The organism is Pedobacter sp. AW31-3R (assembly GCF_052180285.1).
In the GTDB taxonomy this organism is placed as follows: Bacteria; Bacteroidota; Bacteroidia; order Sphingobacteriales; family Sphingobacteriaceae; genus Pedobacter.
Window position 1 is genome coordinate 721,941 of record NZ_CP197475.1, and the last position, 25,418, is coordinate 747,358.

Here is a 25,418-nt window from a genome sequence, read left to right on the forward strand (position 1 = left end):
ACACGAGCCAGTCATTAAACAACCAAAAGAATCATGTAAAACCTGGGGGATAACAAGATTATCCTTCGAATTATAAAGAAAAACAATGAAATTATTAGAAGGAAAAACAGCATTAGTTACTGGTGCTTCAAAAGGAATAGGCCGCAAGATCGCAGAGAAATTTGCTGAGCAGGGCGCTAATGTGGCGTTCACCTATTTATCTTCTGTAGAAAAGGGAGAGGCATTGGAGCAGGAACTGCAGGTATATGGTACAAAGATTAAAGGCTACCGCTCGGATGCTTCTAAATTTGACCAGGCAGAACAGCTGATCGCCGATATCGTTGCTGAATTTGGTACAATAGACGTCGTGGTAAACAATGCCGGGATTACTAAAGACGGATTGTTAATGCGCATGAGTGAAGAAAATTGGGATGATGTCATCAACGTGAACCTGAAATCTGTATTCAATGTAACCAAAGCAGCATCGAAAATTATGATGAAGAACCGTAAAGGCTCTTTCATTAACCTGAGCTCTGTTGTAGGCGTACAGGGGAATGCCGGTCAGGCGAATTATGCCGCTTCAAAAGCAGGGATTATTGGTTTCTCAAAATCTGTAGCTAAAGAACTGGGCTCAAGAAATATTCGTACCAATGTGGTGGCTCCTGGTTTTATCCGCACCGAAATGACTGATGTACTGGATCCTAAAGTAGTGAAAGGCTGGGAAGAAGGTATTCCATTGAAAAGAGCAGGGGAACCGGAAGATGTAGCTAATGTGTGTGTATTCCTCGCGTCTGATATGAGTGCTTATGTAACCGGACAGGTATTGTCTGTTTGCGGAGGCATGTTATAGGGCTTTCTTTGTATAACCTTTCGTTCTTCGCCGGGTAGCTAAAGGGTAGAAGTTCTTTTGATATTCTTCATCAGAACTTCTACCTTTTTTAGTAAAAAATGCTTTGCGGACATGTAAAGACAAGTGTGTCCATGTGCTGAGCCTATGCTGGATTTAAACGCAGCGCAGGCATACGGAAAGAGGGGGACATATATGTTTAAGACTGCCCTTGGGAATAACAAGCTTTTTAAGCAAAAATTTAGCATCTTTACTTTTAGGCGATGGGCAATTCATTCACTATAAATTCATTTCTGGCATTACTGGGCTGTTTTTTTACCGGACTAGCCTTTGCCTGGCTGTTGTATAGAAAAAAGAGTGCTGCACCTGATGTGGTAAGGATCGGACTGGCCATCACACGCACAGTATCAGTTACGTTGATTTTATGGTTGTTGTTTTCACCCCTGGTGAAACAGCTGAGTTATTCCCTCGAAAAACCTGTCGTTATTATGGCACAGGACAATTCCCAGTCCGCGGGAACATTATTACCTCCAGGTTTTGATAGCCGGCAATATCAAGCTGATTTAGTGGAATTAAGTAAAGCACTGGCTGAAAAATATGAAGTAAGATCCTATAATTTTGGTGATGCAGTAAGCCAAGGACTGGATTTTGGATATACGGGTAAATTCACTAATGCTTCAGTATTAGCGAATCAGCTCAATGACGAGTTCTTGAATAGAAATATTGGTGCTGTCATCCTCTCCACAGATGGGATTTTTAACCGTGGAGGAAATCCTTCTCCAGCTTTTGAGATGCTTAAGACACCGGTTTATCCTATTGCTTTAGGTGATACGATTCCGAAAACTGATGTGTTGATCACTCAGGTCAGAACCAATGATCTGGTGTTCCTGGATAATGATTTTAAGATAGATATACAGGTAGAAGCGTATCAGTGTGATGGGCAACAAACCCGTCTTACGGTTTTAGAGGATGGAAAGAAGGTTCATGAGGGATTTATCCAGTTAAAAGGTAACCAAGTGTCCAAAAATATTGCGGTTGTCCTTAAAGCGGCTAAATTAGGCCATCATCAATATACAATATCTTTATCCGGACTTAAAAATGAGATCTCTCTGAAGAATAACAGGTGGCAGACTGCTATAGAAGTGATTGATGACAGATTAAAAGTGCTGATTGCCGCGGCATCCCCCCATCCTGATATTGCGGTCATCAAACAGGCCGTTGCGTCAAATAAACGTTATGAGCTTTCTGTATGCAGCCCTAAAGAGTTGAGTAGTGCTGAGCCCGGAAAATACGGACTGATTATCCTTTACCAGTTGCCGGCAGTTCAGTTTGATGATAAAGAATTCCTTCGAAAAGTAGTAGAGACCAAGGTCCCTTTATGGTATATTATAGGAGCGCAAAGCGATTTCAGTAAACTTAACCGTGCACAGGGACAACTGAACTATACTTTGCGTGATGCCAGTCTTCAATATCTTTATAGTGAACCGAATGCGGGATTTTCAGCATTTGATCTGGATTCATCCGCTAAAAAGACGATCAGTAGCTTTGATCCCTTACAGGCACCTTCTGGCATTCTGAATCTATTGGGGCAGCATCAGGTGATTTTTAATCAGCGTATTGGAAAGATCAAAACAACACAGCCCCAATTGTTTTTCATGGAAGATAATGGACGGAAAACGGGTTTCCTTATCGGGGAGGGGATATGGAAATGGAGATTGGCTGAACATGCGGAAAAGGGTGCTTCACCTGTATTTAATGATCTTGTGGCTAAGATCTTCCAGTATCTCTCGATAAAAGATGACAAGAGGAAATTCAGGGTGTTCCCGACAAAGAATGCCTTTGATGAAAATGAACCCATACTGTTGAATGCCATATTGTATAATGACAGTTACCAACCGGTAAATAGCCCGGATGTAAGTATTGTCATTAAAGATAGTAAGGGAAAAACCTATAACTTCAGCTTTTCAAAAGCTGAATCTTCTTACCATTTGGAAGTGGGGATATTGCCTTACGGCAGCTACACTTATGAGGCGAAGACGATGCTGGGCAATCAGAAGTATACTGCCAGTGGAACATTTATAGTCAATGAACAGCTTACCGAATTCCAGCAGACAATTGCCAACCACCAGTTACTTTTTCAGCTGGCTGAGCGGACAAAGGGCAAAATGTATGCTCCGGATAAGATTTCGGAACTTAAAAAAGAACTCTTAAAGGAAGGGAAGATGAAGACTTTAAGTTATGAGGACCGTAAATATGAAGAACTGATTAATTTAAAATGGTTATTTGCTGTTATTCTTCTGCTGTTGAGTACAGAATGGTTTTTTCGAAAAATAAATAGTCTTTCCTGATGATACAGATCACCACCATACAAGCCATAGAAATTTTGGGTACAATTTCCTTCGCAATTTCAGGATCCTTTGCGGCGATACAAAGGAGGCTGGATCCTTTCGGTGTGTTGATCATTGCCTTTGTTACTTCCATTGGCGGTGGAACGGTACGCGATCTGTTGCTGGGAGATACGCCGGTGAAGTGGATGCGTGATGTAAACTATTGTTTACTGATCCTGGTTACCTCCCTGCTTACTTTCTTTTTCAGGCGCCATATTAAAAAATTTAAAGTTACCCTCTTTGTTTTTGATTCCCTGGGACTGGGCTTATTTACAGTATTGGGTATTCAGAAGGGGATCGCTTTTGGCCTGAGTCCGGGGATATGTGTGGCTTTGGGTACAATTACGGGTTGCTTCGGGGGGATCATCAGGGATACCCTCCTCAATACTATTCCCTTGATATTCAGAAAAGAGGTTTATGCGACTGCCTGTATATTGGGTGGCATACTCTATTTTTCCCTTTTATATTTTAACCTGAAGGCAGATGTAGCCAAGGTACTGGTCATTGGTTTTATTTTCACCTTAAGAACTGTTGCGGTGAAATATAAACTGAGTTTACCGAGAGACGGGTATTAGGGGCCTAAAATTTTATCGGGCTGGAGTACAGAAGGAATTAATCCTTCGGATTTTCACGAATGATCACGAAAACATCTTCGTTATCTTTTTTCATCAGATACTTTTCCCGTGCAAATTTCTCCGCAGTATTAAGGTTGGTATTCAGCTCATTCAGATTTTTTTTAACATCCTTGATTTCCTTCTCATAGAAATCTTTCTCTTCCTGTAGCTTATGGACCTCTGTACGGTACTCATATTGGGACAGCATGTCATTCTTATCGAAAAATAACATCCATACCGCAAAGGCTGCGGCAGAGAGAAAGTATTTATTCCTGAAGATTTCCAGTAATCTGTTCATCATGACAAATATATAAATAAAAAAGCATCCGAAGTTTTTAAAACTCCGGATGCTTTCAAAAGCTTAATTATCCACATCTTAACAATTTACATTGTCAGGAGTGATTCAGCATGATTATTTTTTCAGGAATTTGAAATCTTTACCTAAGAAACGTGCTGCAGAACCTAATTCTTCTTCAATACGTAACAATTGGTTGTATTTTGCTATCCTGTCTGAACGTGAAGCTGAACCAGTTTTGATCTGACCACAGTTTAATGCTACAGCTAAATCAGCAATCGTAGTATCTTCAGTTTCTCCTGAACGGTGACTCATTACCGAAGTATAACCACTGTTTTGCGCCAATGATACTGCATTGATAGTTTCTGTTAGGGAACCGATCTGGTTTACTTTTACCAGGATAGAGTTAGCAATGTTTTTATCGATACCTTGTTGTAAACGTTTAACGTTAGTTACGAACAAATCGTCACCTACCAACTGTACTTTGTTACCGATAGCTAAAGTTAATGCTTCCCAAGCAGCCCAGTCATCTTCATCCAGACCATCTTCAATAGAGATAATAGGATATTTGTTTGCCCAGTCTACCCAGTATTTTACCATTTCATCAGAGCTTAATTTCTCGCCAGATGATTTATGGAAGTTATACGTTTTAGTTTTGCTGTCATACATTTCTGATGCAGCAGCATCCATAGCGATCCAGATATCTTTACCAGGAGTGAAACCTGCAGTCTCGATAGCTGTTAACACAGTTTCGATCGCTTCAACGTTAGAACCGATGTTAGGAGCGAATCCACCTTCATCACCAACGTTTGTTGAATAACCTTTTTTCTTCAATACGTCTTTCAGGTGGTGAAATACCTGAGTACCCATTTGCAATGCTTCAGAGAAACTTGCAGCACCTAATGGCATAATCATGAACTCCTGGAAGTCGATTTTGTTATCCGCGTGAGCACCACCATTCAGGATGTTCATCATCGGTACAGGCAAAGTGTTTGCGTTCACACCACCAATGTAACGGTATAAAGGTTGTCTGCTTTCTTGTGCAGCAGCTTTTGCAGCAGCTAAAGAAACACCTAAAATTGCATTGGCACCTAAATTACCTTTGTTTTCAGAACCGTCAAGATCAATCATAATCTTGTCGATCATGTTTTGTTCAAAAACATCAGCACCTACTAATTCCTTAGCAATTTTCTTATTTACATTTTCAACGGCTTTTAATACACCTTTGCCCATGTAGACTTTTTTATCCCCGTCTCTTAATTCAACCGCCTCATGTTTTCCAGTACTTGCGCCAGATGGCACAGCAGCACGGCCAGTTACGCCGTTTTCAGTTGTTACTTCTACTTCAACAGTAGGATTACCTCTTGAATCGAGGATTTGTCTTGCATGAACATCAATTATTAAACTCATTTTATTATAATTTTTAGTTTCGTTTTTCTTAGTGTACTTTATACAATTACTAACTAAGCATCCAAAGTTAAAATAATATTTAAATTAAAAACGTGCATTAGATCATTAAATTATTCCCATTTAAACACCTTTACTGCAAGAGCATAGATTCCTACACCCCAAATCAGCATAATTATAACCTGTTGTTTCACATCCCATAAGCCTGCCCCCTCAAAGGCAACCTGCCGTAAGGCATCATTCAGGTGGGTTAACGGAAGTGCATGGCTAATCGGCTGTAACCATGGAGGAAAGTTTTCTATGGAGAAAAAAGTGCCCGACAAAAGGAACTGTGGAAGTGTAATTATATTTGCAATTGGCGGAATTATGCTCTCACTTCTGGCTATTCCCGATACCACAAAGCCAAATCCCATAAAAACCACAAGGCCTATGACAGACAATAACAGCATATTCAGGATGGTAACCACACCATGGATCAGCGTGAAATGAAAAAAGAAATGGCCTACCAGAATGATAAATACGGCTCCCAATAAGGTAAAGCCAATCCTCGCCAGTCCTTCACCCAAAATGATGCTAGACCTTCTTACCGGAGTAGCAAAAAAGCGTTTGATGACCAGCAGCTGCCTTAAGCTGAAAAATACAAATGCCGTACCGAAAACACCGGTACTCAACAGGGAAAATCCGAGTTGACCGGGAAGAATGAAATCTATTGTCCTGTAGGTACGTCCATGAACGGTACTTTCCCTGAATTCTGCTACCGAGGGCTTCATGTCTTTTGCATTCAGTGTATACATCAGGTTGTTTAATATTGATTTCAGGATATTTCCTTTATCGAGTGATGCAGACGTATATCTGATATCTGCAAGGTAGGCAGGTCTGTCGCCCGTATTTTTATGGACATCAATCACACCGGCAATGGTTCCTTTTTCCAGCCTTTGCTGAATTTCATGGGTACTTTTTTCCCTGATCAGTTTGATTACTTCGGTTTGTTCCAGGGCGGCGATCACAGGATTATGCAGGTCACATCCAGGAGCCAGAGCCAGGTCTACTTTGATCCCACTACCACCGAAAAACCCGAATACCAGGATAAAAACGAGTGGGAATGCAAGAGTAAACACTACGGCTGACGGACTTCGCGTAATCGAACGAAAGCTGGCTTTAGCTAATGCCAGGGTAGCTTTTGTATGGTTGTAACGGTTCTTCATTCTTAAATATTATTTAGCTTTCACGCCATTCTTTGCCGGTGAGGTTGATGAATACATCTTCCAGATTCGCCTTTTTCACTTCTTTCGTTCTTTCAAAACCACTGCTCACCAACTGGTCAATGAGATGATCCGGAGTATCTAATGCTATAATTTCTCCGCGTTCCACAAATGCGACACGGTCGCACAGCTGTTCTGCTTCATCCATATAATGCGTGGTAATGACTACTGTAGTTCCATTATTTCTGATTTCTGCAATGAGATCCCATAGGTTGCGGCGTGCCTGCGGATCCAGTCCGGTAGTAGGCTCATCCAGAAAAATAATTTTAGGGGAATTGAGCAGGGTAGTGGCAATGGAGAAGCGTTGTTTCTGTCCGCCTGATAAAGCTTTATATTTCGCTTTGGCTTTATCCTGAAGATTGACTTTCTCCAGCATTTCCATTGGCTTGATATCCACGCCATACAGTCCCGCGAAAAGTTCCATCAATTCTACAAGGTTTAAATTCGGATAATATCCTGCAGCCTGTAACTGTACACCAATGATCCGTTTGATCTGACTGGCATCTTTATCCACAGAGAATCCGGCGACAAGAATTTCTCCGGAGGTTTTCTCACGAAGGGTTTCAATAATTTCTAAAGTCGTTGTTTTTCCTGCACCGTTAGGTCCGAGCAGTCCGAAAATTTCGTTTTCGAAGACGTCGAAACTAATCCTGTTTACTGCTGTAAAATCAGCATAATTCTTTACCAGGTTGCGGACACTGATAATGGCATTGGTTTTATCCATAGGATAAATGTAATAAGGTTTTATGCAAAAAGGATTGAACATAATTCAATCCTTTCAAATATGGCTGTCAAATGATGATATAGAGGGGAATAGCTCGGCTTTACCAGGCTAATTCACCTTTAATCAGGCTCACAAAATCATCAAATAAATAACGTGAATCATGTGGGCCAGGAGAAGATTCTGGGTGATACTGTACCGAGAATGCTTTTTTGCCTTTCACACGGATACCTTCAATAGACTGATCGTTCAGGTTGATATGGGTAATTTCTACCTTATCAGAACTTCTTACTTCTTCCGGAATCACACCAAAACCATGGTTTTGTGAAGTCACTTCGCAATGGTCTTTTATAATATTTTTAACTGGGTGGTTTAATCCCCTGTGGCCATTGAACATTTTCATGGTACCAATTCCATTAGCCTGTGCAAGTAACTGATGACCTAAACAGATACCGAAAAGTGGCTTGTCATCTGCAAGAATTTGTTTTACGGTTTCAATTGCATAAGGCATAGCGGAAGGATCGCCGGGGCCATTAGAGATAAAGTAAGCATCAGCACCCCATTTGTTCATTTCTTCGAAAGAAGTTTTAGCCGGGAATACCTGCATGTACAAATCCCTGTTGTCAAAATTACGCAGGGTGTTTTTCTTGATACCAAAATCCAATACCGCAACTTTATAGGCTGCTTCAGGAGAACCGTAGAAATAAGGCACTTTGGTGGATACCTGAGAAGACAATTCCAGTCCATCCATAGAAGGAACCTCTGCAAGTTTAGCTTTTAGCTCGTCAATATCTGTAATTTCTGAAGAGATGATGGCATTCATGGCTCCCTGATCCCTGATTTTTCTAACCAGTGCACGGGTATCAATATCAGAAATGCCTACAATGTTCTCATCCTGAAAATAATCCTGAATAGATTCACTTGCTTCTTTACGGCTATAGCCAATGCTATAATTCTTGCAAACCAGACCTGCAATTTTAATCGAATCAGATTCGATCTCTTCGTTATGAATACCATAATTACCGATATGGGCATTCGTAGTGACCATGATTTGTCCGAAATAAGAAGGGTCAGTAAAAATTTCCTGATAACCTGTCATTCCTGTGTTGAAACAAATCTCTCCTGTTGTTGTGCCAATTTTTCCGGCAGCTTTACCGTAATAAACAGTTCCGTCAGCCAATAACAGGATCGCAGGTAACTTGGTGTAGTTAGTCATTGTAATTAAAATGAGAAATAAAGTTTAAAAAAGGGATTAATGAATGGAGATCAGCGTGTTTACTATCGCTATCATGATTAACAAATGTGCTGTTATATAACCCGTTCATTTCGGGATACAAAGATACATTTTTGAACAGTCAAATCAATATTTTTTTTGAAAGGATTGAATTTTGTTAAAATGATAACATATATGCTATCATTTTCCAGCTTCAATGGTATCTTACCATGAAATCTGAAGGGATTTACTGATCTTTATCAGGTAAATTACTTTCAAGGATCAGGTAAATCTTTTTATACATTCTGTATATAATGATATGCGAGACATCATTTCTCAATGGAATACCCTAATTTTGCTCGCTTAAAGCGTAAAATTATGTCTGTACACAAAGAAGTGAAGCGTATTACCACCCGCAGTTTGCAAGAAATGAAGCAGCGCGGGGAGAAAATATCCATGTTAACAGCCTATGATTATTCTATGGCAACCGTTCTTGATGATGCGGGTTTAGATGTGTTATTGGTGGGTGATTCAGCTTCAAATGTTATGGCTGGCCACGAAACTACACTGCCAATTACATTGGATCAAATGATTTATCATGCGCAGAGTGTAGTTCGGGGGGCAAACCGTGCTTTAGTATTGGCGGATCTTCCTTTTGGTTCTTACCAGGGCAATTCCAAGGAAGCTTTAGCATCTGCCATTAGGATGATGAAAGAGTCCGGCGCCCATGGGATAAAATTGGAAGGCGGAACTGAAATTGTCGATTCTATCCAACGTATTATTACTGCCGGAATACCGGTGATGGGGCATCTTGGTCTAACGCCACAGTCTATTTATAAATTCGGTACCTACACCGTAAGGGCTAAAGATGAGCAGGAAGCAGAGAAGTTAAAAAGTGATGCCCTGGCTTTACAGGAAGCAGGGTGTTTTGGACTGGTACTGGAAAAAATACCGGCTGCACTGGCAAAAGAAGTAACGGATAGTTTGCATATCCCAACCATAGGTATCGGTGCCGGCCCACATTGTGACGGACAGGTATTGGTTGTGAATGACATGATTGGCCTCACTAAGGGGTTCAAACCAAGGTTCCTGCGTCAGTATATCAATTTATATGAAGGGATTCTGGATGCTGCCAAATCCTATGTCAGTGATGTGAAGGCGAACGATTTCCCGAATGAAAAAGAGCAGTATTAAGCACATTATAAATAATTAAAATGCCGGTAACCGCAAAAGATATTCTTTACGAAGACAACCACCTTATCGCAATCAATAAAAGGGCAGGTGATATTGTGCAGGTAGATGAGACAGGTGATGAGCCCCTGGACGAGAAAGTTAAGAAATACATTGTTGCTACATATGATAAACCTGGGGGTGCCTTTTTGGGGGTTGTACACCGACTGGACCGCCCGGTAAGCGGAGTTATCCTATTTGCGAAAACGAGTAAGTCGCTGGAAAGAATGAATGCCATATTTAAAAACCGGGAGGTTAAAAAAACATATTGGGCAGTAGTTCGCAATAAACCTGTCAACCCTTCCGGTACCCTTGTGCACTACCTGGTGAAAAATCCCAAGACAAATGTGGTTACTCCTCACCTTAAGGAAGTCGCTGGTAGTCAGCGTGCGGAACTAAGTTACCGGTTAATCGGTGAACTAGGCGGTTATTACTTAATTGAAGTCGATCCTTTAACAGGAAGGTCACACCAGATCAGGGTGCAGCTATCTACATTGGGCTGTCCTATCGTTGGGGATAATAAATACGGATATCCCCGGGGAAGTAGAAAAGGAAGTATCTGCCTCCATGCACGCAGGTTACAATTCCTCCACCCAGTAAAAAAGGAGCCGGTAAATATATTTGCCAAACTTCCGTTAGACGGATTTTGGGAACGTTTTGAAGGTTTTTAGTCAGCTATAGCGGTCAAAGGATAAGGACGGAGAATAAAAGATCAGAGGGATGATCTAAGATACAAACGACAAAGGATACGGAAGGTATAAATTCAGGGAAATGCATATTTTAATACATTACCTGGGTTTATACCTTCCTGAACCATTTTCAGCGTTCTATTTATCGCTGCCCAGCAGTTTCGGCGTCACGTTTCTTTTAGAAAATAACAGGGTAATGGTAAGGATAATGAGTACCGCAAGCATTAATCCCATTTCCAGCATGTAATCAAAAGGATGTACCCAGATCTCTTTAAAAAGCCCCCAGCGGCCCACAATTTCTACAAAAGTCCAGAAGATAATGACTACGGGAATAGCATAACGGATGGCATATCCAATCTTTTGTATTTTTATTAACCTGATAAATAACCAGGCAGACCATAACAAGGAGCCAAAGGCAATCATATAGGTTACCGGATGGCGGTCGCCCAAAAAATTGTTATCATAAGTAAGTAACAAGAGCAGATAACTTGACCATAACAAAACATTCATTTCCATGAAGGTAACGATGGAGGAATTACCGCGTTTATCAGCTGGTCCCAATTGTTTCCTGTCAACTTTGAGAAATTTTTGTATGGCACCAAAAAAGGTACAGCCAGAACGTTTACCGAAGGTATAATGCAGCAAGACCATAGCGAGCATACCAATAGAAGAGGGCATAAGCAGATATTCAGGTTTGGTAACGACTTCGCCATTTTCTATTAAAGGATTGATATGGTAGCGCTGGGCATAATAGACATAACAGAACTCTACCCATCCGGTCCATACCAGAAGGCTGCCAATTAATCCCATGAGTGTAGATGTGACATCTTTTTTTGCATATATTCCAATGATGGTCATGATGACACCGGCTAATCCCATCAATAAGGCCCCTGAAAATAAATAGCGGTGGTCGAGCGTTTTTTCCATGATGATCATGGCTGCATGCCCTAGTGGCATACTGAACAGGACAAGCAGAAATGCTGCAATTCCAATCTGATACTTTTTCATTTTTGACTAATTTGACTGATCCTGCTCCAGGATTTCCCCTCTTTGTTCGGGGATCTCTGATGCAGGTTTCATGTAAACTCCGTAAAAGGTTTCTGTCAAAAATATTCTTATCAGCCCAGGCTTTGGGTTAAAAATAGTCCTAGCAATGCAGGTAAAGGAATTGCTATAACCTTACAACGCTTATACATAGAAATGTTGTATAAGCATTGCAGGTTTTGGGAAAAATATAGTGATTTTTAGTGAATTGTTTTATATAAAAAAATTCTTGGTAAGGAAACACACCAATATGTTGAATTATTTGCAGGGAACTTCGGTCAAGGTTGTACTGCCGTCAAATTTGATTCCTGCAGTAGTGGTGAATATGACCTTTCCTTCCTGATCACTTGAAGGACCATATCCTTCAATCAATGAACCATCTTTTTTTAGAAAAGCGACCTGTCTGGTAGAATTGATCCCTTCTGACATAAAAGTATAATCTGCAATAATGGTATCTCCTTTGATTAAACCGGTAATTGTTCCGGAATTTTTATCTTTTTCATAGAGATTATAGTCCAGCTGACCTGTGATTTCATTCCCAACCGCTTTAAGGGTTAAAGAAACAGTGTCTTTATCTTTAGTATAGGCATAGCAGGTTTGGGTATCAGCAGTGGCAAGGGTAGTATCCGGCGCTGTTGCGATACTGTCCGCTGTTTCTTCAGCTGTTTTCGTTTGACAGGCAGTAACCAGCACTGCTAAACATGTCAATAATAAAATGTATTTTTTCATGGTATACTTATTTTGGTCTGTAATCCTGTAATAATGGTTTCTGTTGTACCTGCAATCCTCCTGCCATTTTTTGTAATGTACCCATTCATGACTCAGAAATTTAAAACAGGCTGTTGATTTTCGAAAGGTGCCTGAAATATACAGGTCACATAAAAAACAAAGCTGCCTTCTGCTATTGCCAGTAAATTGCAATTCAGAAGACAGCTTTGTCTTTATTGATGAGGAGATGAGCTTGTCGTCTACCAAATATAGGTTGCAACAGCTCCACCATCAAGGCTGGTAGTGGCAACTTCACCATCTTCCCTGATATTAAACTGCTGGGCTGATTTACTGCCATTCACTACAATCAAAACCTTTTTTCCATCTGGATTTACAAAAGCTACATTTTGAAGATCGGCGGTGATAGTTGACGCAATTCGTACTGCTCCTGGTTTTACGAATTTCGATGCATGTCCGATCACATAATAAGCTACATTCCGCGTTACTGCCGGACTAATAGTGAGTGCGCCTAAACAGGTTACACATCCGCCAACCGTATGCGGTCCGTAATTGGGGTCTGCTGCCACATTCCATTCCAATACATTACGGCTCCAATTGCGTGTGGCGCCAATAATCAATGCCGACACATGCCATTTAAGGTCCTCAGCAAAATTGCCAGGTCCTCCCACCCATTGCTCTGTAAAGTAAACATTCCGGTCGGGATGTGCTTCATGTACTTTGGAAAGCGCAGAAATCTCGCCTCCATACAAATGGAAGGCCGAGCCGTCAACATATGGTTTCGCATCAGCATCATTCAGGATCTCAATAGGATATTCAGGTTTGTCTGCATTGTGGTCGTACACAATGATTTTTGTTTTGATCCCTGCCGATTTAAATAAAGGGCCAAGGGCTGTTTTAATAAAAATAGCCTGATCTTTTGCTTCCATATACATACTGGGTACATTACCCGGATGCAAAGGTTCATTCTGAATCGTAATGGCATCAATAATCACACCCTGATCCTTCATTGCCCTGATATATTTTATCAGGTAATTCGCATAGGATGCATAATATTCAGGTTTCAGGCTCCCACCTTTGAAACTGCCATTGGTTTTCATCCAGGTAGGGGCTGTCCAGGGTGATCCAAGAATTTTGATGCCGGGTTGAATGGCAACAATTCTTTTAAGTACAGGAATCAAATCACTCATCTCGGGAGAAATAGAAAACTTATCCTGCTTTACATCTGTCTGTCCTGCAGGTAATTCGTTGTAAGTGAAAGTGTCTGCACTTAAGTCAGATGCACCAATGCTCAAACGCAAATAACTTACGCCAATCCCGTTTTTATCCGAAGAGAAGAGTTCCTTCAGCAGCGCGTCTTTTTGGCTTTCCGGCAAGGCATTGATCAAACTTGCACTTCCGCCTGTAAGGGTATACCCAAAACCATCAATGGATTGGAATTTTTGCAGGCCGTCTACTTCAATTGAAGGGTAATTATTCTGGACAGTGCCAAAGTTCAGGGCTACATCCTGCTCTTTTAGCAAGGCCGATTGATCACCTTTAGTGATCCAGAATGCGATATCTCCTTTTCCCTTCACCACATCTGTGGCTGTTTTTTTTGATGAACATGCGGCAAGGGCAACAGTGCATGCAATTAAAATGTATTTCTTCATTCGTGTGAATTAAATCGATCTTTGGGTATATCTGCTTTACCCGCAAAGGCTGATAATTCAGCCTTTGCGGGTTCTTAATAAAAGATAAACTATCTGACGTTCGGGTTTCTGTCTATTTCCGTCTGTGGAATGGGGAATAGCAAATCCGTTGTCGTTACATTGTAATTCAATGAATTACCACTGCCATCTTTTTGTGCATTCATCACTGCAATTGCGCGGTTTGTTCTCAGGAGGTCAAACCATCTGTGTCCTTCAAAAGCAAGTTCCAGTCTGCGTTCTTTCTCAATGGCCAGACGCATAGTGGCCTGGTCATTTGCAGGTGTACCACCAAGGTTTACCCTTGATCTGATCTGGTCAACAAGAACTTTAGCAGCAGCCCATCCGGAACCACTCAATTCATTCAAAGCTTCAGCTTTTAATAGCAGAATGTCAGCAAGACGGATAGTGTAACTGTTGCTTTTATCATCAGCTCTATACTTATTGATAAAAGGATAGTTTGATTTTGACCAGTAAATATCTGTCCAGCCTTCAGTACTTACATTTCTGAAGGTAATGCTCGCATTTTTACGGATTACATCTCCTTCATCATCATATGCTTTAACCAGGTCATTGGTTGGTGTGTTGAATCTTTTCCACCCGGTACCTGTAATCACTCCCGGCATCCAGTTGCCATGAAGGCCAGCATAACCATCATACTGCATCTCCCAGATAGACTCTGAATTGTTCTTGTTCGCCGCATCAAATAGTCCGCTGAAATTTGGGAATAAGGAATAACCACCTGCAATAGTTGCATCGCAATACTGGTTTACCTTTGTCCAGTCAGGAGTAGGCATGGAAGCATAAACCTTAGCCAGTAAAGCATTGGCAACACCAGTTGTAAAGATGCCTTTATTTGGGGCAGTAGCCCTAACATTGGCTACTGCAAATTCAAGATCTGCAATGACCTGGGCATAAATTTCATCTACAGAAGCTTTTGGAGGTTGCATTTCAGCAAGGTTTGTAGGTGTTTTTAATACCAGTGGGGCAGCACCAAAGTGACGCACAATATTGAAATTCGCATAAGCCCTGATTCCTCTGGCTTCACCCAGCATTTGGTTTCTTCTGTTACCGGCATCTAGTGTCGGATCCTGTATATTAGGTACATTTTCTATAATTTGATTGGCATTCTTGATGTCCGAGTACAGCCCTGACCAATCGCGGGTAATATTTCCGTTGGATGAATTGACAGTAAACAGGTCGATTTGAATATTTGCCTGATTGTCGCCCCCGGCATAGGCATTGTCAGACGTTACGTCACCGTTGGTCATCAGATCCCAAATATGGAAATCATTATACATCCCGTCATATACGCCTTGCATCGCTTTTTCTGCACCTGCAGCATCAGCGAAGACAATATCTGGAGTGGCAGAGTTTACAGGACTCTGATCCAGGAAGTTCTTTTTACAGCCAGTTTGAACTGAAAGGACAAACGCCCCGGCTGCGATCAGTGAATATATTTTTAGTCTCATATCTTTAAAATTTAAAAGCCAACATTGACACCGAATAAAAATGTTCTGGATTGTGGGTAAGTACCATAATCCACACCCATATTAGGGCCGTTTGATTCATACTGGTTAACTTCAGGATCTAATCCACTGTACTTGGTAAAGGTTAAGAGGTTATAACCGGTAGCAAAAACGGTAAGTTTATCCATTTTCCACTTGCCTAAGGTAGTGGCGCCGAAATTGTAAGAGAAGGTAGCTGTCTTCAAACGGAGATAAGAACCGTTTTCTACAAACCTGCTCGATGTCTGAGAGTTATCTGTTGAATTTGCCGCTTTTGGTATATTGGTGATTTGTCCGGGAGTAGTCCATCTGTTCAATACATCTATAGACTGATTTTTAGTGTCGTATAGTCCTTCTGTTTCAATTCTGGAGGCATTAAATATTTGATTTCCCTGTACGCCCTGGAAGAAAACATTTAATCCCCAGTTTCCATAAGTCAGGGTATTTGTTATACCGTAATTGAATTTTGGTTGTGCGGAGCCAATGAAAGTACGGTCGTTCGCATCAATAGTACCATTTTGATCAAAATCTTCAAATATGGCATCTCCATTTTCGGGATTGACACCTTTGTACAACAGCCCGTAGAAACTCCCCAAAGGACGCCCAACTACAGTTCTTACTGCTGATGTACGTTCGTAAATACCGCCGAAGTCGAGATTTGCTGTCGTTTCCCCTAAACTGGTTACCTTATTTCTATTGAAAGAGATATTCATGTCAGTACTCCAGGTAAACTTATCATTCTGGATATTCTTGGTGGAAAGTGCAAACTCAAGTCCTTTATTTTCCATTGACCCGACATTTAATGCTTGTGTTCCTAAGCCGGTAGAAGGTGGCAGCTGAACATTGATGAGCAGTTGGTTCGTTTTCTTCATGTAGGCATCAGCGGTGAAGGTAACCCTGCTGTTGAATAAGGTTAAATCAAGACCGATATTTGTTTGTGTGGTTTTTTCCCACGATAGATCTTCATTTGCAAATTGCGATAGGGCATAAGATCCTTGACTCGCCAGTTGAAATAATTGAAGGTGTGAAAAATCGCCAATACCTTCGTCATTTCCTACCTGTCCCCAGCTACCACGAAGTTTCAGGTCATTAATGATCTTACTGTCTTTCATAAAATTCTCTCCTGAAATTCTCCATCCTGCCGAGAAGGAAGGGAAATAACCAAAACGTTTAACTTTTGCAAACCTGGAAGAACCATCAGCCCTGAAATTCGAACTGAATAAATATTTGCTGTCATACGCATAGGTAAATCTACCCAGGTAGGATTGTTTAGACCATGGGGCCACAACATCAGGAACTGCTGCTGCAATAGTTGGCTCAATAGGGGCACCGGTATTAGCATCAATATAGCGCGACTGTGAGTACACCTGATACAGGTATCTGGATGACTGAAGCGTATAACCTGCAGTTGCCCCCAGCACATTTTTTCCGAGAGTTTTATTGTAAGTCAGGATATTCTCATTTAACCATACGCGGTCGTTTGTCCTGTTGTTCCTATAAAGACCACGTTCTGTACGGCCATAAATAGTTTTGTAAGGATCTGTAAAGTAGTTGTAATATCCTCTGTTGATATTGGTACTGATGGTCGATTTGAAAATCAGATCGTCTGAAAACTTAATCTCTCCACCAAAAGCACCGATGAACCTGAATTGTCTGTTTGAATTCGTTGCCCCAAAGGCATTTCCGATTGGGTTTTCATAGCCGCCCGGTGCGGGAGTATAACTTCCATTAGGCTCCAGGATAGTAATTGTAGGAGGTGTAGTTAAGGCACTTAAAATAACACCACCACGTGCTGCACCCGCATTATCTGCAACATCAATAGATTTGTTCGAGGTCAATGCGGCATTCGCAGTGAACTTCAGCCATTTGGTCACATTTTGTGAACCTGTAAAGTTCATGGTCAGTCTGTCTAATTTCGCCGGAGCAACAACTCCTTTATCTTGCTGGTAACCTGAAGAGAAATAATATTGTCCGCCTTTTACTCCACCGGACAATGAAACCTGATAGCTGCTTTGTGTACCTGTTCCAAAAGTTTCCTTCTGCCAGTCGGTATTTGCAGCACCATATTCCCTGCCAAGCTCATTCATCAGGTCTATATATTGGTCCTTGTTTAACATCTCAGCATCCTTCCAGAAGTTAGAAAAACCAGTGAAAGCATTGAAGCCAACTTTCAATTTTCCTTCTTTCCCTTTTTTTGTGGTAATCAATACCACTCCATTTGCTCCACTCGATCCGTAGATGGCTGCAGCCGAAGCATCCTTAAGGATAGTCATTGACTCAATATCATTCGGATTCAGGAATGCGGCATCTCTTGAGGTCACCCCGTCAATTACATACAGCGGACTGTTGGATGCAGTGATGGAGGTATTACCACGTATACTGATGGAAATGCCTGCACCAGGCTTACCTGATTGAGAGTTTACCTGTACACCTGCTGCTTTACCCTGCAAGGCTTGCATCGGATTAGTAATAGGCTGGTTTTGGATGTCCTTCGAGGATACCGAAACTACAGCGGTAGTGATGTCTTTCTTTGTTTGTGTACCATATCCCACTACCACAACTTCATTGAGCTGCTGGTTGTCATCGGAAAGGGTAACAGTAATTGTTGTTCTTTTATTAATGGCTTCTTCAATAGTTTTGAATCCTATAAAAGAGAAAGTAAGGGTAGCATTTGCTGGAGCTGATAGTACATAACTACCGTCTCCGTTAGTTATCACTCCCTGGGTACTGCCTTTCACCTTTACCGATACTCCCGGTAGAGGTAAACCCTGTTGATCTTTGACTTCACCTTTGATGTTGATGTTCTGTGCAAATGCGACAGAGATACCACACAGAAGGCAAATGATAAAAAGAGTAGCTTTTTGTCTCATGATTTTGCTTGTGTTTAAAATTATTTGGTGTGTAAATTTAAGGTGTAATGCAGGTTAAAAACAAGTAAATCACTGAATTTATTTTTTATAAAACACTGATAATTAGATGTTTGCGTTGTTTTTAATACGCTTTGGTACCGTAAATAGAAATCAGATTTTGTACTGATATTCAGGCCTTAACAAATGATACTTACCGTGTCTTCCGATAGAAATGATACGCTCTGTTACCCGAATTAATTTGTTGAAATAAGCTGGTTTTTTGTTGACATGTTCCGGGTTATTGCTGCAATAAGCAGTCTACCGGAGTTCGTTCATCATACAATTTGATCCTGTGAAATACGTACGAAAGAGGATTTTATTCTAAAACCAACTGGCTCCAGCCATTCTTATTGGCTTTTTTAAGCACTGTCTTACGTTCTTCCATCAGGAGTTTGATCTTGGAACCGTAGGTCCAGCAGGTACTTTGGCGGATATTCAGGATTTCGGCAAGTTTATGGGAAGAGATTTTTCCTTTGGTAGAGTAAATAAGGTAGATCATATAAAATGCCTTATTGATCGGTATACGGGTATTCTGAAACACAGTATTGGTCGTTACCGATTCCTCGTATCCACATTTGCTGCATCTCCGGCTATAGGCAATATGCCCGTTATAGTAATGTGTATTTTTACACTTGCGGCAGGTATACCCATCTTTCCATTTCAGGTTGGAGAGAAAGAGCATACAGGTCTCCTTATCCGGGTAAATTTTGCTGAATTCTTCAAAGTCTACATCTGCCGACATTACCCTGTCACGGGTGACCTTTTCCACATTTGTCTGCAATTCCTGGTTATCCTGTTCCAGTAAGACATTCATCCTTGAGATTTCTTCCGCCTGCTGCAATAACAAATCATTGGCAGCAACCAGTTCTGCATTCTTCGCTTCAATGATCAACGATTTATGGTAGACTTCTTTTGTGCGTTCCTCGACTTTCGTTTCCAGCTGTTGATTCAGGCTGTCTTTAAATTTTACATTTTCTGCCATCTGCCTGATCATCTGACGTTGTATTTTTTCTTTCTTGTGTTTCAGTAAGCTGACCTTATCACCTATGGCGAAAGAAAGGAATACCATTTCCAGTACAAAGCAGAAACTGAGGCTGTAATAACCCACAACACCAAATGTCAGCCAGGAGAAGCCGATCATAATCATTAGTTTAATGATAAATCCCAGAAAAAGAAAGCTATAACCCAATACAAAAAAACGGGCAGGTTTGTATCCTTTCACGTAGATATAGATCCCGGTAAAAAACGCCACTGCAAGTGGCAGAAATTCAATAAATTTATACGTCAGCAGGGAGGGGGCAAAGAGCAAACTGTAGATAAATAAGGCAGTTCTCAGGCCAATCACATACATGATCAGCTGATTCAGTTTTGGTGCTTTCGCTTTAACAAACAATAGTTCCCGGGTAAACAACAGGGCGAATACACTGATGAAATATAAGGCAAAAGCATAAGCATTCTGATTCCAGCCTGTAGAAGCAGACCAAAGGTACTGGAAGGCAATACCATCAGTGCTCATTTCGAAGAAACCTACGCTTAAATTATACAGTACATAATACAGGTACTGCTTTTGCCGCATGGCAATGTACATAATCAGGTTGTAGAAACTAAAGACGAGGATCATCCCATAGAAAATACCGAAGTAGAAATACTCGTCTAGTGCATAGGAGATGAACCAGTCGACCGTACGTAATACAATAATGGCATCGGAAATCTGTGAGGATTTGAATTTAAAGTAATATACCTGTGCCTCATCATTGTCATTGTTGATATACAGTTCAAAGTTTTTATGGTGTACTTCTCTCTGATTAAAATTAAAGGTATCTCCAAATTCCTTTTTTGTATAGGAACCATCTTTTTGTGGAAGATAAGCTGTGACATGATCAATCGTCTGATCAAAAAATTCAAGCAGAAATCTTTTCTCAGCCTTGCTGTTGTGTTTTATCCTGATTCTGAACCAATATGTGGCGGTAAGATCTTTAGTCTGGGGCGTACTGATTGCACTTGGTTTGAAGAGTGTATCTAAACCCTGACTACGGATCTGCCCGAAGCTTAAATTGTTCTTTGCATCCTTTAAGACCTCAATTTCATGATAAATAAAAATATGCTGATTGACGGTATCATTTATGCTGACCATCTTCTGAGCAGCTGCTTGAAAGGATACCGTTAGCCAGGTAAGTGATAAGGTAATAAGGAAAATTAAAGACTTGTTAAACATAGGACAACAAAGTACCGGACAGCTGATGAGAAAGGCAAAGATAAAAAAAAACCGCCATATGCTTTTGGCATACAGCGGTTTTTGAAAAGTATTACCCCATCAAAGGTAAAACCTGTCGCAATTGATATTGGTATGTTGTGTTTGATGGTCGACAATTAATAGCCTGCATTCTGCGTTATATTGCTGTTTACATCAATTTCCGTTTGAGGAATTGGCTGTAATCTCCTGAAGTCGGTCAGAGAAACAGTAGGATAAGAGGAATAGCCATTTTCCTGCACCGGTCTGTTGATGACCATATTCAGTCTGCTGAAATCAAAGAATCTTAAGCCCTCAAATGCCAGTTCTTTTCTTCTCTCGTTTAATATATCAGTAATGAGCTGTGTACCTGTCGAAGTATACCCTGCAAATGTGGCATCACGATTTTGCGCGAGCTGATTGAGGTAGACTTTCGCGTTGGTATTGTCCCCCAAGCGGGCATAAGATTCAGCGAGCGTAAGCAGTACTTCAGCATAACGGATAATCTTCAGTTCATCCCTGTCTGTAGCATTAACATTTGTATATTTATTGACCAGATAAGCCTGTGCACCATTTGAAGTCCGTATGCCGTCAACCAGAAGTGATCTCCTGTTGTCCGTAAGGCTGTAAGCATTGTACAGTTCATCAGTACATAAGATGTCACCATATCCATTCTGGCTGTAGATATAGTCCAATCCGTTGGTTCCATTATTGCTGGAGGTATTCAGGTTGAGTTCAAAGATGGTTTCGAGTTTGGCTGAGCCGGCAGTCGCGCTGCTCCAATATTCACTAAATGCGGCGGCGGTACCTGCTAATGAATAACCGCCTCCTGCTGTTACCAGTAAAGCTGCATCACGGGCATTGTCGTAATCTCCCATATATAAATAAGCCCTGGCTTCTATGGCTTTTGCGGCGTATTTAGCAATATAGTTAGAGGAAGTAGCATGATACGTACTGCCAATTGAAGTGGCAGGCATGAGCAGATAGGCACTATCCAGATCGGTAATGATACGCTGGTAAACTTCGGCTACAGTATTCCTTGCCGGTTTCTCATAAGGACCGGTTACATAGGTTGGAATGGTGACAATCGGCACACCTGCAGCATTGGGATTAACCGGGTATGGACTAGCGAAAAAGTTTACCAGATTTAGGTATACCAGCGCACGCATGGTATAGGCTTCACCACGTAGTTGATCGACAGTTTCATCACTTGTCAGGCCGGCACTGATGATCCTGTTCGCCTGTAAAATGGTATAATACCCCTGGTTCCAAATATCACTGGCTTCAGCACTGGTAGATATAAAATTATAAGCATTTTCAGAAATATATCTTCCGGAGTTGGCAGAGCTTACATAAGCATTGTCAGCCAGCAGATCGCCCAGCACAGGGACATCCCGACCAAACAGTTTATAGCTGCTGGAAGCAGTATACATTCCATTCACCGCATCAGCCATATCATTGGCGGTTTTAATAGAGGTAGCAGCATCAATAGCTGTCGATGGGTCTTCATCCAGGAAGCTCTTTTTGCAGGAGGACGTCGCCACTACCGCCATCAGTATATATAAGTATGATTTAAGTTTCATCACAATTGTTTTATTAAAATCCGACATTAAGACCAACAGTATAGGTTTTAACCTGGGGAATTGACACATAGCTTACACCCGGGTAGTTTGTGGAACCAGAGGAATAACTGGATTCCGGATCCACGGTCAGGCGGTCATCATAAGTTTTTGTCCAGAGGTTGGTGCCCCGGGCATACAGGTATAACTTATTTATCCCTAATGTTCTTTTCAGATAATTGATATTTTTAAAATCGTATCCTACAGTCAGATTTTTCAGCCTGATGTAATCTCCCTTATAAATAAATCTGGAAGAGTAAGAAGAGGAGGTACTTTGTGTACCGCCACCTGCAACATATTTAGGGACATCGGTAACCTGTCCTTCGGTGGTCCATCTGTTGGTATAGTTGTACTGATACTTATTGAAGGTATAATAGGTGCCATCACTCAGGTACCTGGACCAGCCATCTACAATATAATTCCCATAGTTATAATAAATATCAACGCCTAAGCTGAAACCTTTATAGGTGAAGTTGTTATTGAAACCCCCGAAAAACTTAGGACTGGCGGATTTATAGGCGACCTGTTTCGCCTCACTATAAGTGGAAGTAGTAGCCGTTTTTGAAGCATCGGTATACCATAAGGCATTTCCATTCGCAGGATCTACACCAGCGTATAAACGGGTATAATAGGTATTATAATCATAACCTTCAGCTAAATAATAATAGGTGTCGTGAACACCGGAAGCATTGCCAATTTTGGTCACCTCGTTGTGGTTGGTCGCAATGTTAAAGCTGCTGTTCCAGCTGAAGTTTTTTGTCTGTACCGGTATACCTTTTATACCCAATTCCAATCCCCTGTTCATCATTGCACCAGAGTTGGCTTTTATGGTCGTGAATCCAGAGGTTCCGGATATGGCTACCGACTGAATCAGACCATCGATTACATTTCTGTAATAATCTGCACTTACCGTTAAACGATTGTTGAAGAAGCCAACATCAATCCCTGCATCAAATTTGTGCGATGTTTCCCAGGTAAGATCCGGATTACCAACTTCACTATATTGCTGTCCATTGGCATCAGCATAGTTATAGGTATATTTGGATAAAGCACGTGAACCATAATTTTCCAATCCCTGTGCATTACCCGACGTACCGTAGGATACTCTGGCTTTGGCACTGCTGAATATATTTTGTTGCGTAAAGAATTCTTCCTGATCTATATTCCATGTCCCCCCTACGGACCAGAAATTACCGAAACGGTTATTTTTCCCGAATAATGAAGAACCATCCCTTCTAAAGGTACCTGTAAGTCCATAACGGCCCTTGTAGTGAAAATTCAATCTGGAATATAATGAGTTGAAGGAGTAATTCGAATTCTCCGCACTGGCACTGGTTGGAGTTGCGGTAACGCCTAGCGCAGTGAGTGAGGTGGTTGCAGGGTAACCGGTACCTGAAGCACTCAGGTCATATTCTTTGGAGCGTTGTGCCTCATATCCGATGGTAGCGTCGAGGGTCAAATCTTCCACTCCAGGGATATCCCAGCTATAGTCGAGTTGATTTCTCGTTAACCAGTTAAAATAACGTGTATAATAGTTGTAAGACCTGCCTGCAGCACTTGCCCCATCGCCCATCGTCGGATTGTTATATTCTGTCTCTTCCAGTGTATTGTAATCAATACTTACATAGGAGGTATATTTTAGTTTATCCCAGATATCCCATTTTAGTGCGGTATTTCCCAATATTCTTGTCTGCGAAAGAAACTTACTGTCATTTTCGGCTGTATACAGCGGATTGTATACCGCTGCGAAATTGGTGTTTCCGCTATCTGAAGAATTCAGTGTGCCATCAGCAGTATAGGCAAGCTGGAAAGGACGTAGAAAATACGCTGCCAGTATAGGGTTTGCATACGCGCCTGCGGCTGAAGGAGTATATTGAGCTATGTTGGAAAAGTTGATCCCTGTGGTCAGACTGAACCTTTTACTAATCTTATGATCAATATTAAACAGGCCGTTTATTCTTTTTAAGCTGGAGCCAACAGTGGTGGCTTCCTGTTTGAAATAACCTGCAGAAGTAAATATTTTGGTGTTTTCATTTCCTCCGGCTACAGAAACATTGTATTGCTGCTGGCTCCCGTTTTTCGTCACCAGATCGTACCAATCGTTACTTAGGCCGCTGTTCATGCCATAGCTTTCTTCTCTTGTGGCAATCTGTGCAGCAGTATAACCAGCATTTGCCAGACCCTCAGCAAAAAGTTCTTTGTATTGTGCCGCCGTTAAGGGTGTTCCTGCATCAGGAAGGGCAAGGTTACTGGTTATCCCAGTTTCTGCATCAAAACGTACAGCCGTCTTGCCAGATTTGCCTCTTTTGGTGGTGATCAAGATGACACCATTGGAACCTCTTGAACCATATATCGCGGTTGCAGAAGCGTCTTTCAATACGGTAATGTTTTCGATATCGTCACTGTTAATGCCTGCCAGGACGTTTGAGGTTGTTGTGTTTTTGGAAAGATCACCAGAGTTGATAATCATTCCGTCCACTACATACAATGGGTTTGAACTCAGCGCCGTAGAGCCTAATCCTCTTAATCTTACCTGGACGTTGGCGCCTGGTTGTCCACTTCCTACGGAAACATTTAAACCTGCTACCTGTCCCTGCAAAGCATTCACTGGAGAGGCTGTAGGCCTGTTTTCTGTCACTGCTCCATTCACGACGGATGCAGCTCCTACATAGGATTTTTGCGAATAACTTCCATAAGTATCTCTTATGACTACTTCCGTGAGTGTTTTGGTATCTGTTTCCAGCTGGATAGCCAGGTGGGTGGAGGAGTTTAAATTCACCACTTTGGTGACAAAACCTGTAAAGGAGAATGTCACTGCTTTTGTGTTCGAAGGAATTTTTACGGTAAATGATCCGTCACTGCTTGTCGATGTTCCCATATTGGAACCCTGAATTTTTACAGAGACCCCAGGTAAGGGAAGACCATCCTCGGTCGCTGTAACTTTTCCTGTTATCGTTCTATCCTGCGCGTAAACCTGGGTGACCAGCACAAAAAAGAACAACATAAGTTTAAATAGATTTTTTTTCATTTAGCCTTAGTTAGTAGTTAAT

18 protein-coding genes are annotated in these 25,418 nt (G+C 41.4%); 5 read left to right on the plus strand and 13 right to left on the minus strand.

The genetic code is table 11. From position 1 onward, the window contains the following. Window positions 1-85: 85 nt before the first annotated feature. The 3 genes from fabG (at window position 86) to ACSBL2_RS03045 (ending at window position 3,788) form a co-directional block, all read left to right on the plus strand. Window positions 86-829 (plus strand): 3-oxoacyl-[acyl-carrier-protein] reductase, encoded by a 744-nt coding sequence (fabG, locus tag ACSBL2_RS03035; RefSeq protein ID WP_442590200.1) that lies wholly within the window; start codon window positions 86-88, stop codon window positions 827-829. Window positions 830-1,089: 260 nt separating this feature from the next. Then, window positions 1,090-3,174 (plus strand): hypothetical protein, encoded by a 2,085-nt coding sequence (locus ACSBL2_RS03040; protein WP_442590201.1) that lies wholly within the window; start codon window positions 1,090-1,092, stop codon window positions 3,172-3,174. Continuing rightward, the gene (locus ACSBL2_RS03045; RefSeq protein WP_442590202.1) at window positions 3,174-3,788 is read left to right on the plus strand and encodes a trimeric intracellular cation channel family protein; all 615 of its coding nucleotides are present in this window, start codon (window positions 3,174-3,176) and stop codon (window positions 3,786-3,788) included. Before ACSBL2_RS03040 ends, ACSBL2_RS03045 begins: the two co-directional genes overlap by 1 nt. A 37-nt stretch (window positions 3,789-3,825) precedes the next feature. Here the strand turns inward: ACSBL2_RS03045 and ACSBL2_RS03050 are convergent, their stop codons facing one another. From ACSBL2_RS03050 to carA, 5 genes are all read right to left on the minus strand, one after another. Then, entirely contained in the window at window positions 3,826-4,125 is a 300-nt protein-coding gene (locus tag ACSBL2_RS03050) for an FtsB family cell division protein (RefSeq protein WP_442592266.1), read from the minus strand. A gap of 114 nt (window positions 4,126-4,239) precedes the next feature. After that, window positions 4,240-5,532 carry a phosphopyruvate hydratase gene (eno, locus tag ACSBL2_RS03055; protein ID WP_442590203.1) on the minus strand — a complete coding sequence of 431 codons (1,293 nt, stop codon included), beginning with the start codon at window positions 5,530-5,532 and terminating at the stop codon, window positions 4,240-4,242. Between the two features lie 110 nt (window positions 5,533-5,642). Continuing rightward, complete coding sequence (locus tag ACSBL2_RS03060; RefSeq protein ID WP_442590204.1) at window positions 5,643-6,734, minus strand: ABC transporter permease; 1,092 nt, start codon at window positions 6,732-6,734, stop codon at window positions 5,643-5,645. A 13-nt stretch (window positions 6,735-6,747) separates the two neighbouring features. Continuing rightward, the gene (locus tag ACSBL2_RS03065; RefSeq protein ID WP_442590205.1) at window positions 6,748-7,515 is read right to left on the minus strand and encodes an ABC transporter ATP-binding protein; all 768 of its coding nucleotides are present in this window, start codon (window positions 7,513-7,515) and stop codon (window positions 6,748-6,750) included. A gap of 100 nt (window positions 7,516-7,615) precedes the next feature. Then, window positions 7,616-8,728, minus strand: coding sequence for a glutamine-hydrolyzing carbamoyl-phosphate synthase small subunit (gene carA / locus ACSBL2_RS03070; RefSeq protein WP_442590206.1), 1,113 nt, complete (start codon window positions 8,726-8,728; stop codon window positions 7,616-7,618). A 375-nt stretch (window positions 8,729-9,103) separates the two neighbouring features. On the opposite strand from carA, the gene panB reads away from it, so the two are divergent. Together panB and ACSBL2_RS03080 are read left to right on the plus strand one after the other, a co-directional pair. Continuing rightward, complete coding sequence (gene panB / locus ACSBL2_RS03075) at window positions 9,104-9,919, plus strand: 3-methyl-2-oxobutanoate hydroxymethyltransferase (RefSeq protein ID WP_442590207.1); 816 nt, start codon at window positions 9,104-9,106, stop codon at window positions 9,917-9,919. Window positions 9,920-9,939: 20 nt separating this feature from the next. Then, window positions 9,940-10,626 carry an RluA family pseudouridine synthase gene (locus ACSBL2_RS03080; RefSeq protein WP_442590208.1) on the plus strand — a complete coding sequence of 229 codons (687 nt, stop codon included), beginning with the start codon at window positions 9,940-9,942 and terminating at the stop codon, window positions 10,624-10,626. 156 nt (window positions 10,627-10,782) lie between these two features. On the opposite strand, the gene ACSBL2_RS03085 is transcribed toward ACSBL2_RS03080, so the two are convergent. The 8 genes from ACSBL2_RS03085 to ACSBL2_RS03120 all read right to left on the minus strand — a co-directional run bounded on the left by ACSBL2_RS03085 (window position 10,783) and on the right by ACSBL2_RS03120 (window position 25,396). After that, on the minus strand, window positions 10,783-11,652 hold the full coding sequence (locus ACSBL2_RS03085; protein ID WP_442590209.1) for a hypothetical protein: 870 nt from the start codon (window positions 11,650-11,652) through the stop codon (window positions 10,783-10,785). Between the two features lie 294 nt (window positions 11,653-11,946). After that, window positions 11,947-12,417 (minus strand): hypothetical protein, encoded by a 471-nt coding sequence (locus tag ACSBL2_RS03090; RefSeq protein WP_442590210.1) that lies wholly within the window; start codon window positions 12,415-12,417, stop codon window positions 11,947-11,949. A 239-nt stretch (window positions 12,418-12,656) separates the two neighbouring features. Next, complete coding sequence (locus ACSBL2_RS03095) at window positions 12,657-14,066, minus strand: glycoside hydrolase family 30 protein (protein WP_442590211.1); 1,410 nt, start codon at window positions 14,064-14,066, stop codon at window positions 12,657-12,659. Between the two features lie 89 nt (window positions 14,067-14,155). Then, entirely contained in the window at window positions 14,156-15,574 is a 1,419-nt protein-coding gene (locus ACSBL2_RS03100) for a RagB/SusD family nutrient uptake outer membrane protein (protein WP_442590212.1), read from the minus strand. An 11-nt stretch (window positions 15,575-15,585) separates the two neighbouring features. Further along, window positions 15,586-18,480 carry a SusC/RagA family TonB-linked outer membrane protein gene (locus ACSBL2_RS03105; protein WP_442590213.1) on the minus strand — a complete coding sequence of 965 codons (2,895 nt, stop codon included), beginning with the start codon at window positions 18,478-18,480 and terminating at the stop codon, window positions 15,586-15,588. A gap of 355 nt (window positions 18,481-18,835) precedes the next feature. Then, entirely contained in the window at window positions 18,836-20,653 is a 1,818-nt protein-coding gene (locus tag ACSBL2_RS03110) for a 7TM diverse intracellular signaling domain-containing protein (RefSeq protein ID WP_442590214.1), read from the minus strand. A gap of 236 nt (window positions 20,654-20,889) precedes the next feature. Beyond that, window positions 20,890-22,332 carry a RagB/SusD family nutrient uptake outer membrane protein gene (locus tag ACSBL2_RS03115; RefSeq protein ID WP_442590215.1) on the minus strand — a complete coding sequence of 481 codons (1,443 nt, stop codon included), beginning with the start codon at window positions 22,330-22,332 and terminating at the stop codon, window positions 20,890-20,892. 13 nt (window positions 22,333-22,345) lie between these two features. After that, window positions 22,346-25,396: a SusC/RagA family TonB-linked outer membrane protein gene (locus tag ACSBL2_RS03120; protein WP_442590216.1), complete on the minus strand. Its 3,051-nt coding sequence runs from the start codon at window positions 25,394-25,396 to the stop codon at window positions 22,346-22,348. Window positions 25,397-25,418 lie beyond the last annotated feature (22 nt).

Excerpts from the sequence above, each read along its gene's own strand:
- fabG (WP_442590200.1), top strand. The coding sequence starts at position 86 with ATGAAATTATTAGAAGGAAAAACAGCATTAGTTACTGGTGCTTCAAAA.
- ACSBL2_RS03040 (WP_442590201.1), top strand. The coding sequence starts at position 1,090 with ATGGGCAATTCATTCACTATAAATTCATTTCTGGCATTACTGGGCTGT.
- ACSBL2_RS03045 (WP_442590202.1), top strand. The coding sequence starts at position 3,174 with ATGATACAGATCACCACCATACAAGCCATAGAAATTTTGGGTACAATT.
- ACSBL2_RS03050 (WP_442592266.1), bottom strand. The coding sequence starts at position 4,125 with ATGAACAGATTACTGGAAATCTTCAGGAATAAATACTTTCTCTCTGCC.
- eno (WP_442590203.1), bottom strand. The coding sequence starts at position 5,532 with ATGAGTTTAATAATTGATGTTCATGCAAGACAAATCCTCGATTCAAGA.
- ACSBL2_RS03060 (WP_442590204.1), bottom strand. The coding sequence starts at position 6,734 with ATGAAGAACCGTTACAACCATACAAAAGCTACCCTGGCATTAGCTAAA.
- ACSBL2_RS03065 (WP_442590205.1), bottom strand. The coding sequence starts at position 7,515 with ATGGATAAAACCAATGCCATTATCAGTGTCCGCAACCTGGTAAAGAAT.
- carA (WP_442590206.1), bottom strand. The coding sequence starts at position 8,728 with ATGACTAACTACACCAAGTTACCTGCGATCCTGTTATTGGCTGACGGA.
- panB (WP_442590207.1), top strand. The coding sequence starts at position 9,104 with ATGTCTGTACACAAAGAAGTGAAGCGTATTACCACCCGCAGTTTGCAA.
- ACSBL2_RS03080 (WP_442590208.1), top strand. The coding sequence starts at position 9,940 with ATGCCGGTAACCGCAAAAGATATTCTTTACGAAGACAACCACCTTATC.
- ACSBL2_RS03085 (WP_442590209.1), bottom strand. The coding sequence starts at position 11,652 with ATGAAAAAGTATCAGATTGGAATTGCAGCATTTCTGCTTGTCCTGTTC.
- ACSBL2_RS03090 (WP_442590210.1), bottom strand. The coding sequence starts at position 12,417 with ATGAAAAAATACATTTTATTATTGACATGTTTAGCAGTGCTGGTTACT.
- ACSBL2_RS03095 (WP_442590211.1), bottom strand. The coding sequence starts at position 14,066 with ATGAAGAAATACATTTTAATTGCATGCACTGTTGCCCTTGCCGCATGT.
- ACSBL2_RS03100 (WP_442590212.1), bottom strand. The coding sequence starts at position 15,574 with ATGAGACTAAAAATATATTCACTGATCGCAGCCGGGGCGTTTGTCCTT.
- ACSBL2_RS03105 (WP_442590213.1), bottom strand. The coding sequence starts at position 18,480 with ATGAGACAAAAAGCTACTCTTTTTATCATTTGCCTTCTGTGTGGTATC.
- ACSBL2_RS03110 (WP_442590214.1), bottom strand. The coding sequence starts at position 20,653 with ATGGTCAGCATAAATGATACCGTCAATCAGCATATTTTTATTTATCAT.
- ACSBL2_RS03115 (WP_442590215.1), bottom strand. The coding sequence starts at position 22,332 with ATGAAACTTAAATCATACTTATATATACTGATGGCGGTAGTGGCGACG.
- ACSBL2_RS03120 (WP_442590216.1), bottom strand. The coding sequence starts at position 25,396 with ATGAAAAAAAATCTATTTAAACTTATGTTGTTCTTTTTTGTGCTGGTC.